A 17,203-nucleotide genomic window follows, 5' to 3' on the forward strand; every position below is an offset into this window, starting at 1 on the left:
AGTTACCGAACGATGGAGAACGACATGATCAACGTGAATGACACCGCTGTCGCCGCAGGCCCGGGCCAGCCCCGCCACACTCCCCGACTCCGCCGACTCGCCGTCATCGGCTTCATTGCCACGCTCGCAGCGATCGTGGCCACCACCCTCGCCGCTGCGCTTGCCCGGGCCGTTGGGGTCGACTTCAAGGTTTCCGATGGTGCCGAGACGATCCCGTTGGCCGGGGTCGCCGTGGTGACCGGTTTCTTCTCGGTCGTGGGCATCGTCATTGCCGCCGCGTTTCTTCGTTGGAGCGCTCGCCCCGCCGAGCGATTCGTCTGGACGACGGTGTCGCTGACCGCGATCTCGTTCGTCCCGCCCTTCCTCGCCGGGGCAAACACCGCCACCGCCACCACGCTCCTCGGGCTACACCTCGTCCCCGCGGCGGTGATGATCCCCACCCTGGCGCGGAGCCTCCGCACCCGGACCGACTGACGCCAGCTCTGGCCCCCACAACTCGCTGCCGGCTGGTTAGGTTGCCCCGGTGACCGAACTCGACCGGGGCCTGTACGAGCACCTGATCACCCATCAGCTCGCCGAACGGCTCCAGCGCCTCGACCCGGCCCTGGTTCAGCACGAGAAGCTCGACCCGGCCGACTCGCACGACGTCCTCGCCCGGCACATCGCGGCGCTGGCCCGTCGCGCCCTGCTCGCCGTCGGCGCCGGTGACGACCGGCTCACCCGGCAGGTCGAGTTGGCCAATCGGATCGCCGAGAACATCGCCCAGGCCGAACCGCTTGCGGTCAGCGTCGACGACCAGGTCGCCGATGCGCAGCGCCTGCTGCACGCCATCGCGGCCCCGCCGACACCACCTGCCGTGCCCGCCTTCCCGGCACGTCCCACCACCCCGCTCTCCACCGGTGCCCTGCTGGTCAACGGCCGCCACCAGCCCCGCATCGGCCACGAGGTCACCCACGAGATGGCCTCCGCCGAGCAGGTCGACCTGCTGTGCGCGTTCATCAAGTGGCACGGCCTGCGCATCGTCGAGCCCGCCATCCGCGACCTGATCGGCCGGGGCGGCAGGCTGCGGGTCATCACCACGACATACCTGGGCGCGACCGACCAGCGTGCCCTCGACCGGCTTGCCGAGTTGGGTGCCGACATCAAGGTCTCCTACGAGACCAGGACCACCCGCCTGCACGCGAAGGCGTGGCTGTTCCGCCGCACCAACGGCATGACCACCGCGTACGTCGGCTCCAGCAACCTGTCGAAGGCGGCGCTGGTCGACGGGGTGGAGTGGAACGTGCGGATCTCGAACGTCGAGCAGCCGCACGTCATCGACACGTTCACCGCCACGTTCGAGGACTACTGGCACGACCCGGCGTTCGAGGACTACGACCCGAACCGGGACGCCGAGCAGCTTCGGCGGGCCCTCAGCGGGGAACGCCGGACCGATGCGCCGCTCGACATCGCCAACATCGAGGTGCGGCCGTACCCGTACCAGGCGGAGATCCTGGCCGACCTGGACGCGGAGCGGCACGTTCATGGCCGGCACCGCAACCTGGTGGTGATGGCGACCGGCACCGGCAAGACGGTGGTCGCCGCGTTGGACTACCGGCGGCTACGCAGGCAGGGACACGTCGACTCGCTGCTGTTCGTGGCGCACCAGGAGCAGATCCTGCGGCAGAGCCTGTCGACGTTCCGGCAGGTGCTGGGGGACGGCAGCTTCGGCGAGATGCTGGTCGGCGGGAAAGAACCGACGCAGTGGCGACACGTCTTCGCCTCGATCCAGTCCCTGCACCGGCGGAGACTCAACCCCGAGGCGTACGACATGGTGATCGTCGACGAGTTCCACCACGCGGAAGCGCCGACGTACGCCCGGCTCCTCGACCGGCTGCGACCGCGCGTACTGCTGGGGTTGACGGCGACGCCGGATCGTAGCGACGGCGGCGACGTGCGGCGGTGGTTCGACGGCCGGGCCGCAGTGGAGTTGCACCTGTGGGACGCCCTGGAACGACAGTTGCTGGCACCGTTCCAGTACTTCGGTCTGCACGACGACGTGGACCTGTCGCACCTGCGATGGAAGCGCGGCCAGGGGTACGACCCGGCTGAGCTGGACGGCCTATATACCGGCAACAGCGCACGGGCCCGGATGGTGCTCAAGGCGGTCCAGGACACGGTCGACGTGGGCCGGATGCGGGCGCTCGGGTTCTGCGTGAGCATCGGGCACGCCGAGTTCATGGCGGACTGGTTCCGCCGGCACGGCGTACCGTCGGCGGCGGTGACCTCACGGGCGGACCGCGCGGCGCGCGACGGCCTGCTGCGGGAGTTCAAGGCCGGCAAGTTGCGCGTGCTGTTCACGGTGGACCTGTTCAACGAGGGCGTCGACCTGCCGATGGTCGACACGATCCTGATGCTGCGTCCCACCGAGAGCGCCACGGTCTTCCTTCAGCAACTGGGCCGTGGCCTGCGTCTGGACGACGACAAGCCGTGCCTGACGGTGCTGGACTTCATCGGCGGGCAGCACGCCAACTTCCGGTTCGACCTGCGGTGGCGGGCGCTGACCGGGGTGAGCCGGCGGGCGGTCCGGGACGCGGTGCAGCAGGACTTCCCGACGCTGCCCAGCGGCTGCCACATCCAGCTCGACCGGGTGGCGAAAACCGTCGTTCTCAGCAATCTGAAGTCCGCCATGCCGACATCGAAGAAGGGCCTGGTGGCGGAGCTACGGCAGCTCGGGGAGGTCAGCCTGACCGAGTTCCTGCGGGAAACCGGTGTCGAAATCGAGGACGTGTACCGGAGCAGGTCGCTCGGCGGGTGGACCGGACTGCGGCGGCTCGCCGGCCTGGACGTCCCGCCACCCGGAGCCGACGACGCGGAGCTGGGGCGGGCGATCGGACGGATGTTGCACCTCGACGACGTGGACCGGTTGGACCTGCTGGCCCGGGTCGCGGCAGGCGATCAGCCGCCGCAGGGCCGGTTGTGGGACATGCTGCACTTCGACCTGTGGGGACCGAACGCCTCCCTGGCGTCGCGGGATGAGCGGCTGGCGCGGCTGTGGCAGGAGCCGGCGCGCTGTGTCGAGCTGCGCCAGGTCGTCGAGGTGCTGCGAGACCGCATCCACCGGGTCACCGAGCCGCTGGGGGCGCTGCGGGTACACGCCCGATACAGCCGCAACGAGGCGTGCGCGGCGTTCGGGATGGCGAAGCCGGGGTCGCTGCGGGAGGGGGTGAAATGGTTGCCGGACGCCCAGGCGGACCTGTTCTTCGTCACCCTCGTCAAGTCCGAGCAGCACTACTCCCCCACGACGATGTACGCCGACCGGGCGATCACCGAACGGCTGTTCCAGTGGGAGTCGCAGAGCACCACGTCGACGGCGTCGGCGACCGGGCAGCGGTACGTCCACCACGCCCGGCTGGGCTCGACGGTGCACCTCTTCGTCCGGGAGACGCGGGTGCCAGACGGAAACCTCGGGGCACCGGCGTACCTCTATGCGGGACCGATGACGTACCAGCAGCACAGCGGGGACCGGCCGATGCGCATCGTGTGGGGGCTGACGTACCCGCTGCCGGCGGACATGTACGCCGCCGCCCGGACCATCGCCGCATGACGCTGCCGCGTGGACGGGTTTCGGCGTGGACTGTCACAGCTGAGTCGTAACCTGCCCTCAATCACACCCACGAAGGAGCTACACGTGCTCGACCACCTGGGCATTCAGGTTCGCGACGTGCCTGCCAGCCGGGCCTTCTACGACACTGTCCTGGCCCCGCTCGGCGCGCGCCGGATGATGGAGTTCGGCGACGTCCTGGGCTACGGCGTCGACCGGCCCGACTTCTGGATCAGCCCGGTGACCGGTGACGGCGAGGGACACGAGACGCACATCGCCTTCACCGCTGCGAGCCGCGCCGCCGTCCAGGCGTTCCACGACGCCGCGGTGGCTGCCGGCGCGGAGGTGCTGCACGCGCCCCGGGTCTGGCCGGAGTACCACCCGACGTACTACGGCGCGTTCGTCCGCGATCCGGACGGCAACAACGTCGAGGCGGTCTGCCACGCCCCGGAGTAGGGGTGCTGCCCGGGAACGTGTCGCCAAAGAGCACATCTGTTACGGTCGATACCTAAGCGCGACCCATCCGTAACCGTCGCTGCTTCTGGGCGCGTCCGACGGGGAGGAGCCGGATGAGTGCACTGTTCAATGCCCTGCGCGAGCGGGTGGAAGTCAACGCCCGGCAGGCGGTCGAGACGTACACCAGCGAGGTCGACGAATACCAGGCCATGCGGCCGGGCTCCGACGAGCGCATCGGGATGTACGACTTCGCGGTCTTCATCCGGCGCCGCTCGCTCGACCTCGCCTCGGCCGAGCTGCCGCTGGGCGAGGCCGACCTGGCCGGCATCGCCGCGGTGGGCCGGCAGCGGGCGGAGATCGGCCTGTCCGTGCCGTCGCAGCAGCAGGTGCTGGGTCTGCACACCGCGATGATGGTGCGTGAGGTGCACGATCTGGCCCGTCCCGAGGACGTCACCGACCTGCTGCGTATCGTCGGCTGGCTCGGCACCCAGGGCGTCCCCGCGCGTAGCGCCTACCTGCGCGGTTACACCCGGGGCGTGGGCACCGCACGGATGCTCTCGACGCGGCTGGAGATCCTGGCCAGGGCGCTGCTCGCCGACGAGCCGGTGGAGCCGTTCGTCGCCGACCTGCGCCTTGCCGGGCAGTACCACCTCACGGTCCTGAAGACGGCGCGGCCGGTGACCGCGGAGGCGCAGGCCGAGGTGGTCGCCGCGTTCACCGCCGACCGGATCCCGGTGACCTGGCTCGCCGCCGACGAGGTCGCCGTGCTCACCCCCGGCAGCGAGTCACAGACGAAGATCCTTCAGCGGGTACGGACCGCGGCGGCGCTGATCGGGCAGCCCTGCGGCATCGGTGCGGCGCAGGGCGCGGTGGGTGGGCTGGCCGAGACGCTCGCCTGGGCGCGGGAGGCGAGCCGGGTGGCGCCGCCGCAGGATCGTCCGGACCGCCTGCCCGGCATCACCGACCTGTTCGTGGAGATGGCGGTCGCGCGTGCCCCGGCGGTCGACGGGTGGCTGCGCAGCTATGCCAGGGCGCTCGCTACCGGCCCGGACCTGGTGGCGACGCTGTGTGCCTACTACGCCCACGACATGAACCGCACGAGCACCGCCACCGCGCTGCACATCCACCCCCGCACGTTGGACTATCGGCTGCGCCGCGTGCGCGAGGTGACCGGCATCGACCCCAACTCGACCGCCGGCGTGCGGCTGCTGAGTGCGACGGTAGCGCGGACGCTCGCCGTGGACCACTACGCGGACTGACAAACGTCACTGGGGAATTGCGCACGGCTCACGAAGACGCGCGCCCTTCGGCACCGACAGACTCCCGGCAAGACGAAGGGAGCAGATGTGCGACGAAGACTGGTACGCGGCCTGATCGCGACGCTGTTGGCGGTTGGGGTCGCGGTGCCCAGCAGTGTTCAGCCGGCCCGGGCGCAGGACGTCAGCGGCCCGGTCATCACCCTTGTGTTCACCGCCCTGAAGATCTCCCGCGAAGGCCTGTCCGCGGATCAGGTCGAGGCGCTGGTCCGCGAGGTGGTCGGCATGGTCGGGCAGGCCCGGAACGAGATCGTCAGCCACATCGACGGACACGTCGCCGCCCGGGCGCTGGGCGAAATGGACGGATTTGCCATCGAGTACGCCAACTATGCACAGTTCCGCCACGACCGACGGTGGGTGCGGAACCTCGCCAGCAGGATCATCACGTCCGCCTCGGTCGACAAGAGAGAGCTGGACGCCACCCAGGACGACAAGGCCGCCGACGCCATCGGTCACGCCCTCAACGTCAAGTACGCGATGGCAGAGGTGGCCGCCGTGGACGCCGGGTACACCCCGGAGGCCAAGACCCTGCTCCGCCAGCGGTACATCCAGGCCAACGAGAAGATCGTGCAGAGACTGGAGCCGAAGTGCGAGCCGACCTGGACTGAGAACGACGCCTACTGGTACTCGAAGACCTGGTTGTGTACGGCGGCCAATGGTGAGACGGCGATGGCCACGGAGACTCTCAACAAAGTGACCGGCACATGGACAAGTCCGCAGGTCAATGTGGAGGACCTCAAGCTCGCAGCCGCGGTCAACTCCAGCTGGAAAGTAGCCAAGACGACCCTGCCCACGTTGAAGCAGCCATAGGAGTTTCAGTGAGAACACGACTGTTGAACAGCCTGGCCGCCGCCGGCCTGGCGGTGTCGATCGCGGTGGCGGGCACCGGTGTGCCGGCCCAGGCCGCCGCGACCACCAGCGAGACCAAGCGCCCGACCGAAACCGCCGCCGTTCAGGCGTTCGCCTTCGACTGGGTCAGCGCGGCCATCGCCGTCGCCGGCTACCTGCTCAACGACGGGGGCGGGGGCGCCAACCTCGACGCCGCGATCCGCGAGATCAAGACGGCCATCGCGCAGAGCAGGACCGAGATCATCGCGCAGATCGACGCCATCGCCGCCGCCGAGGTGGAAGGCTGCCTCGAAGCCCACACCATCGAGTTCCTCAACATCGACTTCATGGACGAGTACACGCTGCGGGCGTGGGCCCAGAACGCCACGAGCTGCGCCACCCAGGCCAGCGCGTTCGCGAATGCGGTGCAGAGCCCACAGGCGGTCGACAAGATCGGCTTCGTCATCGGCCCGATCTTCGCCATCGTTCTCGCGGCCCGTGCCCAGGCCGGCTTCGTCAACGGCACCGACCTCGTCCTCCGGAGCCAGATCCGCGCCTACGAAGCGGTCGTCGCCAAGCTCACGCCGACCGACTGTGTGAAAAAGCGCGCCCGCGACCCCGGCTACCCGGTCGACAAGTGGTGGGAGTGCACCGCCTACAACGGTGACAAGGGCAGCTCCGACTGGGTCACCGGGAACCTGCGCGAACCCGACCGCACCCAGGCCGAGGACCGCGCCACCAGGAATACCAGCCGCCCCACCGCCAAGACCGCCCTGCCTCAGCTCCGCGCCCTGGGAGTCTGAGCCACCACCGGGCCGCACGGCCGCCCACCGGCGCTGTGCGGCCCGATCGTGTCCCGCCGGCTCCTCACCGGTCTCGTCCTCGCCACTGCGCCAGGTAGCGCGGCACGTCGTCGGCGTGGTACGGCCGCTCGCTCGGCTCGATGTTGGCGAGGAACATCGCGTACACGGCCGCCATCCGCAGCGACGCGACCGGCCGCAACAGTTCCACGGCCCGCTGCGGGTCGCAGCCCGGTACGCTCGCCCGCCATCGCGCGCACCAGGCCGCGACCAGCGGGTCGGCGGTGTCGGGGGCGAGCCCTTCGGTCAGCCGGAGGATGTCGAACGCCGGGTGCCCGACGAACGCGTCGCCCCAGTCGATGATCACCCGCCGGTGTCCGTCGCCGCGCACGTTGCCCGGATGCAGGTCCCCGTGGACGAGGGTGTCCGGCAGCCCGCACCGGGCCACCTCCGCCAGCCGCTCCGCCAGACCGTCGAGAGGCGCATCCGCTGGGATGAGAGCGCGGATCCACCGGTCGAGCGCCGGCCCACGCAGGTCCGGCACCCCGTCCGCGACGAGGTCGTCAACGGCCGGCAGCGTGCGTACCTGAAGGTCGTGCTGGTCGGCGGCGATGGCCACGCGTTCGGTGGTGTCGGCGCCGTAGCGGTCCTCGCCCGGCACGTGGTCGAGCAGCATCCGCCCGGTGCTGTCGTCGGCGGCGAGCAGCACGGGTACGCGACCTTCGGCGAGCAGGTTGAGGTGGCGCAGCACCGCCGCCTCGTGCCGGAAGAAACCGGGCACCTGCTTGAGCCAGGCCGGTCCGTGCGGTCCGTCGAGCCGCCAGATCGCCGACAGGTTCCAGGTGCGCCGCTGCGTCACCTCGGTGGCGGGCCGACCGAGGCGCTCGAGGACGCTACGGGCCCAGCCGACGCTGGCGGCCGGGCCGCCGGGCTCGGCGTAGGGGGCGCGCAGCGGGTGCCCGGTGAGGTCCACCGGCACCGGGCGCAGCGCGACGGCGGGCGGCCCGGCCACCTCGGCCAGGTAGGTGACCTGCCCGCCGGCACCGGGTCTGTCGCTCTCGCCGGTGAGCAGCCGCAACACGACCACGTCGACGGGCGCGCCCCGGACCACCGGCTCGGCCTCCTGCCACCACGGGCTCTCCACCTGATACGACGGCAGCGCCCCGAGGGGTCGGCCGGTGGGGTCGACCAGGACGAGGGTCACGGTACGGGTCACAGCCACCGACGGTAGTGCGCTCGGCGCGGGCCGGCGACGGGTTATCGGAGCGGGGTGCGACAGGGGCGCAACGATCGCAGGCGATTGGATCGACTCCGGGTGTCCTCAGGGGACGGGCCGGGAGTAACCCGGATGACCCGTCGCCTTCGCGCCGCCAGGCTGGGTCGATGACCGTCATCGACACCCGCGACACCACCTCGCTGCGGCTGGCCGCGCTCGCCGCCCCGCTGCTTCTGCTCGTCTACGGCCTGTTCCGGGTGGCCGACGGTCTCGACGGCGACCGGGGCAACGGCTGGGCGTGGGACGTCGGCCACGTCGCGTTCGGCCTCGGCATCCTCTGCTTTGCCGCGCTGGCGGTGAGGCTGCGCGGCGTACTCCTGCCGGCCGGCCTGCGGGCAATGCTGGAGACCGCGACGGCGGCCACCCTGCTCGGGGCCGCCGGCTTCCTCTGGGTGATCGGGTACGACCTCTTTCCCGGCCTGGATGAGGTGGCGGTGATCCCCGGCCCGGTGTTCGTGCTGGGGCCGGCCCTGTTCGAACTGGGCCTGCTGGCAATGCTGGTAAGGGCGGTGGTGGTACGGCCGCAGTTGCTGCCGGCCTGGAGCCCGGTGCTGGCGCTGGTCGGGTTCGTGGCGATCGCGGTTAACCTGGATCTGCTGCCACTCGGAGCGGCGCTGGTGCTGGTGGGATTGCTGCCGCTCGCCCGCCGTCGCCGCTGACCGGCTCTACATCCGGACTCGCACTCCTCGGTGCTCGCGCTCAGACGCGGGGGCTGGCCCAGGACAGGAAGCGGTGGGTCAGGTTCGGTTCACGGCCGCCGTCGAGGTCGGTCAGGTCGCCGTGGGCCAGCTCGCGCAGCACATCGAGGTACGCGACCAACTCCGACCGGTCGGCGAAGCGCGCCAACAGCCCCAGCCGTGCCGCGCCACACGGCCACGGATGCGCGTCCACCCGGCACAACCAGGTCGGACGTAACGGGGTGCGCGCTCACCCGGCCACCACCGTTCGAGCCGGCGGGCGGCGGGGTCGGGTCGGGCGTGCCGACATGCTCAGCCACCGGAATCCCGCCAGCCGCACGTACAGCGTCCGCCGGCGGGTCGCCACACCCTTCGTCCCGACCTCGTACCCGTCGAGCCAGAGCCACCCGTCGTAGGTGTGCCAGTCGTCGAGGCGGCGGATCACCCGCACCGTGAGCGGGCGGACGAACTGTGGGGACGCCTCGCGCCCGAGCAGCAACACGTCACCGGCGACGACCTGCGGGCCGTCCTGTGGCCCGCCGCTCATCACGCCGGCCTCCCGTTGCGCCCCCGAGCGCGACGCGGGTACCGCGTTCGTCACCCGGCTCGGCCCTCTGAGCGGTGGCACCAGCGGACCAATCGGCCCGGGTACGACCGGCCCCGGGACGATCGGACGCGCGGGCGGATCGTTCGTCGGCTGCGGCGTCGGCGCGGGCTCCGGTTGTTCCTCCGGCATGTTGCCCTCCTCTGTCGGCGGTTGGGGGACAGCCCGTCGTTGGTCCGGGGCGTCCTGACGGAAGCGGTCACCGGGTGTCACCGCCACCGGTCGCGCCGCTCCGACCCGACATTGCCAAGAGTTGCGGATCGACAACACAGCGTTAGGCTATGCACCTCGGATGTCTGGGACGTCCCGGAGAGGACAAGGCATGAATCAGGCGGTCAAGACGGCGATGGTCGAGGCGGGCCAGACCGCCGAGAGCCTCGCCGCCCAGGTCGGGGTCGACCCGAAGACGGCGGCACGCTGGGTAAGCCACGGACGGATCCCGCAGACCCGGCACCGCTCCGACGTCGCGAGGCTTCTGGGAAAGGATGTCGCCGAGCTGTGGCCGGACGTCCTCAAGCGCCGGGAGCCGGCGTGGTTCCGGCTGTGGGCCGACATCGAGCGCGAGGCGGTCGCGCTGCGCGCGTTCCAGCTGGCCTGGGTGCCGGGTCTACTGCAGATCCCGGAGTACGCCCGGGCGACGCTGGCCGGGGAGGCACTGACCGCCGAGGAGGTCGACCAGCTCGCGACGGCGCGGATCAAGCGGCAGGCAATCCTGCGCCGCGACCACCCTCCGCTGCTGGTTGCCGTCATCGACGAATCGGTCCTACGGCGGTCGATGCGGGGGCGGCCCGAGCTGATGCGCGAGCAGTGCGAGCACCTGGTCGCCTGCACCGACCTGCCCACGGTGCAGATTCACGTGGTTCCGCAGGACACCGGCATGTACCCGGGCCTGGGCGGGCCGTTCACCATCGCCGAGATGGAGGACGGCACGCGGTACGCCCATGTCGACGGTCAGGTCAAGGCGCAGATCCTCGACCAGCGGTCGGAAATTGCTACCCTCGAACGGCGCTGGGCGCGCATCGTGGGGGAGGCCCTTCCCCGGGCCCAGTCCCTCGACCTCATCAGGAAAGCGGCGACGTCATGGACCTGACCGGCGCACGGTGGCGCAAGAGCACCAAGAGCGGCAACAACGGCGGTGACTGTGTAGAGGTCGCCGACAACCTTGCGGGCACGGTCCTCGTCCGCGACACGAAGGACCGCGACGGCGGGACGTTGGTCTTCAGCCCCGAGGCGTGGCGCGGCTTCGTCGCCTTCGCGAAGACCTCGCGGTAACCCCCATCTGCCCTCTGATCGGTCCGGGTGGTATCTGAAGCTGGATGCCACGCAGGCCATCGCCCCGCACACTCCTCGTCGTCGACAACAAGGTGTGCGGGGGCGACGTCCTGGAAGCCGTCCGGTTCCTGGCGGGTCCGCCGGCGGCGCGGGCCGGCGACTGCGTACCCCGCCGGTCAGGCGCCTGCGGCGTCGAGCCGGGCCAGTTGCTCGTCGCTGAGCTTGATGTCGAGGGCCGGCAGCGCCGCCTCCAACTGCTCCGGCGTACGCGGCCCGACCAGCGGCACGACCGTCGGCGAGTGACGCAGCAGCCAGGCGAGAACCACCTGGCCCCGCGCGGCTCCCACCTCGGCCGCCACCTGGTTGAGCACGGCGAGGCGAGCGACGGTGTCCGGCCCCTCGTACGGCTGCATGATGTGGTGGCCGTTGCGCTTCGCCGGGTCGTCGTAGACGCCCTTGAGCAGCGGCGAGTACGCCACCAGCGTCAGGTCGTCGTGGGTGTTCAGGTAGTCGAGCTGCTCGTCGTCGACGATGGACACATCCGGCAGCCCCGGCCGGCGGCGCAGGTACGAGTGCTGCTGCTGCAACGCCACCGGGGTCGGCCAGCCGTGCGCGGCGCAGAGCTGCCGGATTCGCTCCAGCCGCCAGGTGCGTACGTTCGACCATCCGATGTAGCGGGCCTTTCCAGCCTGCACAATTCCGGCGAGCGCCTCGAGAGTTTCCTCCAGCGGCGTGGCTCGGTCGTCGACGTGGACGTAGTACAGGTCCACGTGGTCGGTGCCGAGCCGGCGGAGGCTGTCGTCGATCGCGTGGCGCAGCGTCTCCGCACCGGCTCCCTCGAACCGGGTACGCGCGACCTCCCAGTCCGGTTCGTCGCCGGCGCCCCACAGGCTGCCCGGATCCTTCATCTTCGCGCTGCCCTTGGTCGCGAGAAACACCTCGTCGCGCCGGCCGCTGCGAGCCAACCAGCGCCCCAGCAACTCCTCGCTCTCCCCACCGTGGCTGCCCCTGCGCAGCCACCAGGCGTAGCAGTCGGCGGTGTCGAGGAAGGTCCCGCCGATGCCGGTGAACCCGTCGAGCATCCGGAACGAATCGGCCTCGTCGGTGCGTGTCCCCATCAGCATGCAGCCGAGTGCCAACTGACTGACGTGTTCGCCGGTACGGCCCAGCTCCACGGTCTTCATCCGTACTTCCCCCTTCATCGGTACGACAACCCGACCGTAGGAGCTGGAGCGCACTCCAGGTCAACCGCAACGTACGTCGCCTCGGGCGGGCCGCGCTCGGGTGCCTCGCCACCAGGCCGAGCAGCCAAAGGAGTGCCAAGCCGCTGCGCAGCCAAAATTTATCGATTCTTAGAGAGCGTGGATGCGGCCACCCCAATCCCGAGCACGGCCGGAATGCCAGCTACGAGCCCCATCCACAAAGGGTGACCCGTGATCAAACAGTAGACCAAGGCCGCAGGAACCCATGCCACAGCAATGCCCAGCACGATCCTGGCGGCCTGACTCTTAATTCCGTTCACCCTGGAATGCGCCCCTCAATCTTATGCATACCAGCACTCCGACGTTCTGACACGTCCATGAACCGTTCGGCGGCCAACACGATGGGGGTGACTGACAGGAGGGCAACCACCAGCCAGAAATTCCTTCTATAATCATTTTATTTCTCTTGGCCGCAGGCGGCGGGCGCGTCGATACCTTGCTACAGCAACGCCCATGTGCCACGTCGCTGCGACCTCGTGCTCCACTGTCCATCTTCGCGAGATCCAGTCGTTACCCAGTAACCAACGATCGCTCCACGAGGAATTCCGGGGCTCCCTGGAGACCGGGCAGGCGGTGCGGCATTCGCGCTTCTCGCCGGAAGCGGCCCCAGGTGACTTAACTATCTCCACCTGGAGCCTCTCCTGCCATCTACTTACTCAGCCCGCTCCCGGGAATCGCTCTCGAGCATGAAGGGCTTGCGTCATCTCATGACCTACGGTCCGGGTCTCGCGAAATATGCGGTGCCACGTACAGTAACGCCGGAACTGCTACCAGCCCGATGACACCCATGACAACCACGGCTCCCACCTTTCCTACACCAAGGGCTCCACTTAAATATCCAGCCGCAACAAACAACACTGCAAACAGGAGAACCAGCACTCCGAATGCTCGCGCCGAAGGCCGACGTCGAAACATTAAACCCTCCTAGTGGGAACCCCAATAATATGCGACTCCGAACATGAATCCGAAGGCTCCGAGGAAGATCCCGGCGAATGCACCTGCGGCGAGACAACCAACGCCTGCAGCAAAGGCACCGACAGCGCAGCCGACCGCACCGCCGATTGCAACTCCGGCAGTAGCGAACTTTCCTCCGTAGTCGATTGCCTCCACGAAGGGATCATCGTGGTCGAAACCTGTAGGATCGGTGTAATTCACAGGGTTGCCGGCCGCGTAGGCGTACCGGTTGCCCTTTTGGGGGTTGCCGATGAAGCTGAGGTTGTCCTGCTGGGTGAAGCGCCCCTGCACCGGGTTGTACCACCGCTGCCCGAACTTCGTGAACCCCGTCGTCCAGTCGTACGTCCCACCGGCATATCGGATCAGGCTCGTCTGCCCCAGGAAATACTCATCCGCCACCGCGCTCACACCGTACGGGTCGTACTGGTGCGTCGCCACCTTCGTCCCGTCGGCCCGCACGATCGCCACCACCGACCCGAGCCCATCCAACACGTACGCGTGATCCGTGCCGTTGATCCGCAACCCCAGCGGCGTGCCGATGCCGTCGCGCTCCACATAGGCGGTCGAGCCATTGAACGTCCAGGACTGCAACCACGGCATCCCGTGCTGGTCCTCCATGCCGTACTGCATGGTCGCCGTCGCGTTCCGGGTCAGCTCTACCTGGTCGCTGCCGGCGTAGCCGTAGCTCGCAGAGTTTGCGCCAACCATCTGCTTGGCGCTGTTGTACGTCATCGGGTTCACCGACGGGTGACTGGTGCAGCCTGGTTACCCCGACCGTCGTAGCTGTTGTTGGCGGTGGTGATCTGGTTGGCGGAATTGAAGGTCAGGGACTGGGTGGTGGTGCCGTCGACGGCGACACTCATGCGGTTGCCGTTGCTGTCGTAGGCGTACTCGTAGGTCTTGCCGTGATGGTTCGTGGCCTTCGTCAGCCGGTTCGCGTCGTCGTAGTCGTAGCGAGTGACCGCGCCGCTGACCTCGTCCCTCTGCCACTGCCGCAGACCGGTGTCGTCGCCCTTCTCGGTGGAGCAGGGCTGGCCGGCGACGTACTCGGCGTGGCAGTAGGTGACGTCGTGGACCGTCGCCGGGCTGGCCGAGTTGCGGGTGGCGGTGATCCGGGTGGGCCGGTCCGACTCGTCGTACGTGGTCCTGATCCGCAACGCCCACGCGCTGTTGGTCTCGTTGGTGGCGAAGTACGTGTGGGTGCGGTTGCCGTTCTTGTCGTAGAGGAAGTTGTAACGGGTGCCACCGGCGGTGTCCATGCGCACCAGCCAGTTGCGGGAGTTGTAGTAGTACCGCGTGGTGCCCCGCCCGTCGGTCAACTGGACCAGATTCCCCACCGCGTCCGGCACGTACTTCAGGATGCCACCACCCGGGTTGGTGCGCTCGCGGAGCCGGTTCAGCGGGTCGTACGACCAGGTGGTGGTGCCGGTGGCGTCGGTGCGGGTGAGCAGGTTGCCGGTGCCGCCGTACTCGAAGGTGACCGGCGGCTGGGTGCCACAGCCAGAGTAGGCGATCTCCATGACCCGGTCGTCGGGGCTGTAGGTGTAGCTGGTGGTGCAGCCGTCCGACACGGTCTTGAGCCGGCCGTAGGGGTCGTAGGTGAAGGTCTTGACCGCCAGGTTGTTGCCGGTCGGCGGGGTGAGCTTGGTCAGCTGCCTGCTGTCGTCGTACCTGTAGCTGGTGGGGTTGTCGTCGTTGGCCGGGTCGGTGGAGGTCTTCACCGTGCCGTCGTCGTGGTAGTCGACCTTCGCCTCGGCGGCCATCGCGTCGGCGGTGGAGGTGCGGTTGCCGGCGCCGTTGTAGGTGTAGGTGGAGCTGTTGCCCTGGGTGTCGATCGAGGACGACGGCTGGAAGTTCGCCGTCGGGTTCGTCGACGTCGCCGCGTTGGCGTACGCGGCCGACGCGCTGGCGCCGGTCGGCGAGGCCGACTTGGTCAGCGACTCCCCCGCGTTCGCGCCGTAGGTGTTGGTGACCGTGCCGCCCTCGGGGCTGACCGAGGTGGCCACGTCGTGGAACGGGGTGTACGTCTTGCTGCGCTCGTTGCCGGCCGGGTCGGTGGTCTTGGTGACCCGCTTGTCGGCGTTGATCTCGTACGTGGTGTGCGGCACCGAGGCGATCGGTTGGGACAGGTCCTGCCGGGCGTCGGCCACCTGGGTCTGGGTGGAGCTGGGGTACGCCAGGCGGGTCGTCGAGCCGCGCATGGTGGCGATGTCGGTGACCTGGGTGAACGAGGTGACCCGGTGCTGACCGTCGTAGGTGATGGTGATGTACGTGTTGTCCTTCGTGGTGATCTTCGTCAGGTCACCGGCGGCGTCGTACTCGAACATCACCTTGCGCCAGGTCGGCGACTGGATCGTCTGCAACCGGCCCAGGCTGTCGTAGGCGTACGACACCTCCCGCCAGCTGCCGTCGCTGCCAGTCTGCCGGTACTTGCCGATCTTCCCGGCGGTCCAGGTCGCCGCCGCCGTACGCGCGGCGGTCGGGCCCCGGTCCGAGGTGATGGTCGTCATCTGCCCGCCGCTGTAGGTGACGTCGGTGACGTTGCCGTTGCGGTCCTCGGTCTTGTCCAACAGCCCGTCCGAGCCGAAGAACAGCTCCTTGCCGCTGCCGTGCTCGGTGAGCTTCCAGCCGGAGCCGTCGCGCGCCAGCGTCGCCTTGAACTCCTTGGGCGACGAGTAGCCGGAGGCCGACTCGGTGAACCTGCCGACCACGCCGTCGGCGGCGGCGTGGGTCACCGACCCGTCGTCGGCTGGGTACAGCCGCACGTCCTGGCCGGCCCGGGTACGCCAGCCGGGGCCGTGCGCGCCGGTCTCCAGGTCGCTGTCGAGCAGCAGGCTGTTGAAGGTCGCGCCGATGGTGACGTTCTCCGCGACGCCGGGCAGCGTCAGCTCGGTGCTGCGCAGCATCAGGTTCCCCGACCCGACGTTGATCTTTGCTTCGAGGCGGTCGCTCAGTGAGAACGACAGCTCGGTGGCGTTGCGGACCGGACCGGTCCCCTTCGGCACCGACGGGGCCGCCCCCGCGGCGGCCGCGGTGCGCGATGCCCGGCGGTCGGGGGTGTCGAACAGCCACATGGTGGACCTCGACATCGGCGACACCACCGGATCGCCCACATGTCCCGGCCGTGCGCGGGTGCCGGCGCGGCCGTCGCGGGACGATCGGTGGCCGGAACCACCAGCACCGACGCCACCAGCAGCGCGGACGTCATCGCCAGCGCCGTTCTACGTAGACCCATCAACTCTCCTTATTCTGCACCGGCGGACGTTTTCCGCCAGTTCTCCGCCAAACCGAGAAATTGCACGGAAGAGCTGCGTCTGTGAGACGCGCTGAGCAGGGTTGAGCCGCACTCGGCCGAGCCGAGCGCCGAATGACCGACGAAGGTCAGGTGGTTGCGGAAGGCAGGAAGACAATCAGCCGGCAGCGGGCCGTGGTCGCACTCACTCAAACCCCCGCGGTTGGTTACCATGCGCTACGTGTCGATGACGCTATCCACCGAACGGGCGATCGTCAATAGCCAATACGGTGGCCCGGGAAGAATGGCGCCAGTCTCTCCATACCGATTCCGACCGTGGCGATGTGTAATGACCTCGAGTCGCTGATCGTCGCGACCGCCGTCCACAGCGGACCGACGCACCGGCGCGCACCGGTCCGGTACCCTCCACTGACATGGAGCAGCGGATCAGTCTGATCACTCTCGGTGTCACCGACCTCGCCCGCGCCCGCGCCTTCTACGAGCGGCTCGGCTGGCACGGGCAGGAGGTCGAGGAGACGGTCTTCTTCCAGGCCGGCGGCCTCGCGCTGGTGTTGTGGGGGCGGGCGAAACTGGCCGCCGACGCGGGCGTACCGGAGCGCGGACCGGGTGCTCTGACGCTGGCGCACAACGTCCGCTCCCGCGTCGAGGTCGACGAGATCATGGCCACCGCCGCGCAGGCCGGCGCACGGATCACCCGGCCGGCCGCCGACACGTTCTACGGCGGGTACGCGGGCTGTTTCGCCGACCCGGACGGTCATCTCTGGGAGATCGCCTGGAACCCGGGCTTCCCGCTGGCCGCCGACGGGACGCTGACCGTGCCGGATCTCACCGCCGGCCCGGACCCGTCGTCCCCACCGGCCTGAGCCACGCGCCGGACGCACCCGGGGCAACCGCGCCTCACCTTGCGGCATCCCGCGCTGTC

The 17,203-nt window shown here is 69.2% G+C and carries 16 protein-coding genes; 10 read left to right on the forward strand and 6 right to left on the reverse strand.

Annotated features, from left to right (window positions below):
* Window positions 1-24: 24 nt before the first annotated feature.
* The 6 genes from E1166_RS05290 (at window position 25) to E1166_RS05315 (ending at window position 6,986) form a co-directional block, all read left to right on the forward strand.
* Entirely contained in the window at window positions 25-474 is a 450-nt protein-coding gene (locus E1166_RS05290; RefSeq protein ID WP_132336283.1) for a DUF6069 family protein, read from the forward strand.
* A 49-nt stretch (window positions 475-523) separates the two neighbouring features.
* Window positions 524-3,586 carry a DUF3427 domain-containing protein gene (locus E1166_RS05295; RefSeq protein ID WP_132336285.1) on the forward strand — a complete coding sequence of 1,021 codons (3,063 nt, stop codon included), beginning with the start codon at window positions 524-526 and terminating at the stop codon, window positions 3,584-3,586.
* Window positions 3,587-3,670: 84 nt separating this feature from the next.
* On the forward strand, window positions 3,671-4,039 hold the full coding sequence (locus E1166_RS05300) for a VOC family protein (protein ID WP_132336287.1): 369 nt from the start codon (window positions 3,671-3,673) through the stop codon (window positions 4,037-4,039).
* Between the two features lie 113 nt (window positions 4,040-4,152).
* Window positions 4,153-5,298: a helix-turn-helix domain-containing protein gene (locus tag E1166_RS05305; protein ID WP_132336289.1), complete on the forward strand. Its 1,146-nt coding sequence runs from the start codon at window positions 4,153-4,155 to the stop codon at window positions 5,296-5,298.
* A gap of 87 nt (window positions 5,299-5,385) precedes the next feature.
* Window positions 5,386-6,165 (forward strand): hypothetical protein, encoded by a 780-nt coding sequence (locus E1166_RS05310; RefSeq protein WP_132336290.1) that lies wholly within the window; start codon window positions 5,386-5,388, stop codon window positions 6,163-6,165.
* An 8-nt stretch (window positions 6,166-6,173) separates the two neighbouring features.
* Entirely contained in the window at window positions 6,174-6,986 is an 813-nt protein-coding gene (locus tag E1166_RS05315) for a citrate lyase subunit alpha (protein ID WP_165944246.1), read from the forward strand.
* A 64-nt stretch (window positions 6,987-7,050) separates the two neighbouring features.
* Here the strand turns inward: E1166_RS05315 and E1166_RS05320 are convergent, their stop codons facing one another.
* Window positions 7,051-8,199: an aminoglycoside phosphotransferase family protein gene (locus tag E1166_RS05320; protein ID WP_132336294.1), complete on the reverse strand. Its 1,149-nt coding sequence runs from the start codon at window positions 8,197-8,199 to the stop codon at window positions 7,051-7,053.
* A 167-nt stretch (window positions 8,200-8,366) separates the two neighbouring features.
* On the opposite strand from E1166_RS05320, the gene E1166_RS05325 reads away from it, so the two are divergent.
* Entirely contained in the window at window positions 8,367-8,918 is a 552-nt protein-coding gene (locus E1166_RS05325; RefSeq protein ID WP_132336296.1) for a hypothetical protein, read from the forward strand.
* A gap of 40 nt (window positions 8,919-8,958) precedes the next feature.
* Here the strand turns inward: E1166_RS05325 and E1166_RS05330 are convergent, their stop codons facing one another.
* Both E1166_RS05330 and E1166_RS05335 read right to left on the reverse strand, forming a co-directional pair.
* On the reverse strand, window positions 8,959-9,150 hold the full coding sequence (locus E1166_RS05330) for a hypothetical protein (protein ID WP_132336298.1): 192 nt from the start codon (window positions 9,148-9,150) through the stop codon (window positions 8,959-8,961).
* A gap of 36 nt (window positions 9,151-9,186) precedes the next feature.
* Window positions 9,187-9,483, reverse strand: coding sequence for a hypothetical protein (locus tag E1166_RS05335; RefSeq protein WP_132336300.1), 297 nt, complete (start codon window positions 9,481-9,483; stop codon window positions 9,187-9,189).
* 379 nt (window positions 9,484-9,862) lie between these two features.
* Between E1166_RS05335 and E1166_RS05340 the strand changes: the two genes are divergently transcribed.
* The gene (locus E1166_RS05340; RefSeq protein ID WP_132336302.1) at window positions 9,863-10,630 is read left to right on the forward strand and encodes a Scr1 family TA system antitoxin-like transcriptional regulator; all 768 of its coding nucleotides are present in this window, start codon (window positions 9,863-9,865) and stop codon (window positions 10,628-10,630) included.
* Window positions 10,621-10,812, forward strand: a complete 192-nt coding sequence (locus tag E1166_RS05345; RefSeq protein ID WP_132336304.1) for a DUF397 domain-containing protein — start codon at window positions 10,621-10,623, stop codon at window positions 10,810-10,812. Before E1166_RS05340 ends, E1166_RS05345 begins: the two co-directional genes overlap by 10 nt.
* 176 nt (window positions 10,813-10,988) lie before the next feature.
* On the opposite strand, the gene E1166_RS05350 is transcribed toward E1166_RS05345, so the two are convergent.
* The 3 genes from E1166_RS05350 to E1166_RS32445 form a co-directional block, all read right to left on the reverse strand.
* Window positions 10,989-11,996 carry an aldo/keto reductase gene (locus E1166_RS05350; protein WP_132336306.1) on the reverse strand — a complete coding sequence of 336 codons (1,008 nt, stop codon included), beginning with the start codon at window positions 11,994-11,996 and terminating at the stop codon, window positions 10,989-10,991.
* A gap of 1,002 nt (window positions 11,997-12,998) precedes the next feature.
* Complete coding sequence (locus E1166_RS31810) at window positions 12,999-13,760, reverse strand: RHS repeat-associated core domain-containing protein (protein WP_243710175.1); 762 nt, start codon at window positions 13,758-13,760, stop codon at window positions 12,999-13,001.
* Window positions 13,761-13,765: 5 nt separating this feature from the next.
* Window positions 13,766-16,117, reverse strand: coding sequence for a DUF6531 domain-containing protein (locus E1166_RS32445; RefSeq protein WP_279433206.1), 2,352 nt, complete (start codon window positions 16,115-16,117; stop codon window positions 13,766-13,768).
* 577 nt (window positions 16,118-16,694) lie between these two features.
* On the opposite strand from E1166_RS32445, the gene E1166_RS05360 reads away from it, so the two are divergent.
* Window positions 16,695-17,144, forward strand: a complete 450-nt coding sequence (locus E1166_RS05360) for a VOC family protein (protein ID WP_132336308.1) — start codon at window positions 16,695-16,697, stop codon at window positions 17,142-17,144.
* Window positions 17,145-17,203 lie beyond the last annotated feature (59 nt).

Source organism: Micromonospora sp. KC213, assembly GCF_004348325.1.
Lineage (GTDB): Bacteria > Actinomycetota > Actinomycetes > Mycobacteriales > Micromonosporaceae > Micromonospora.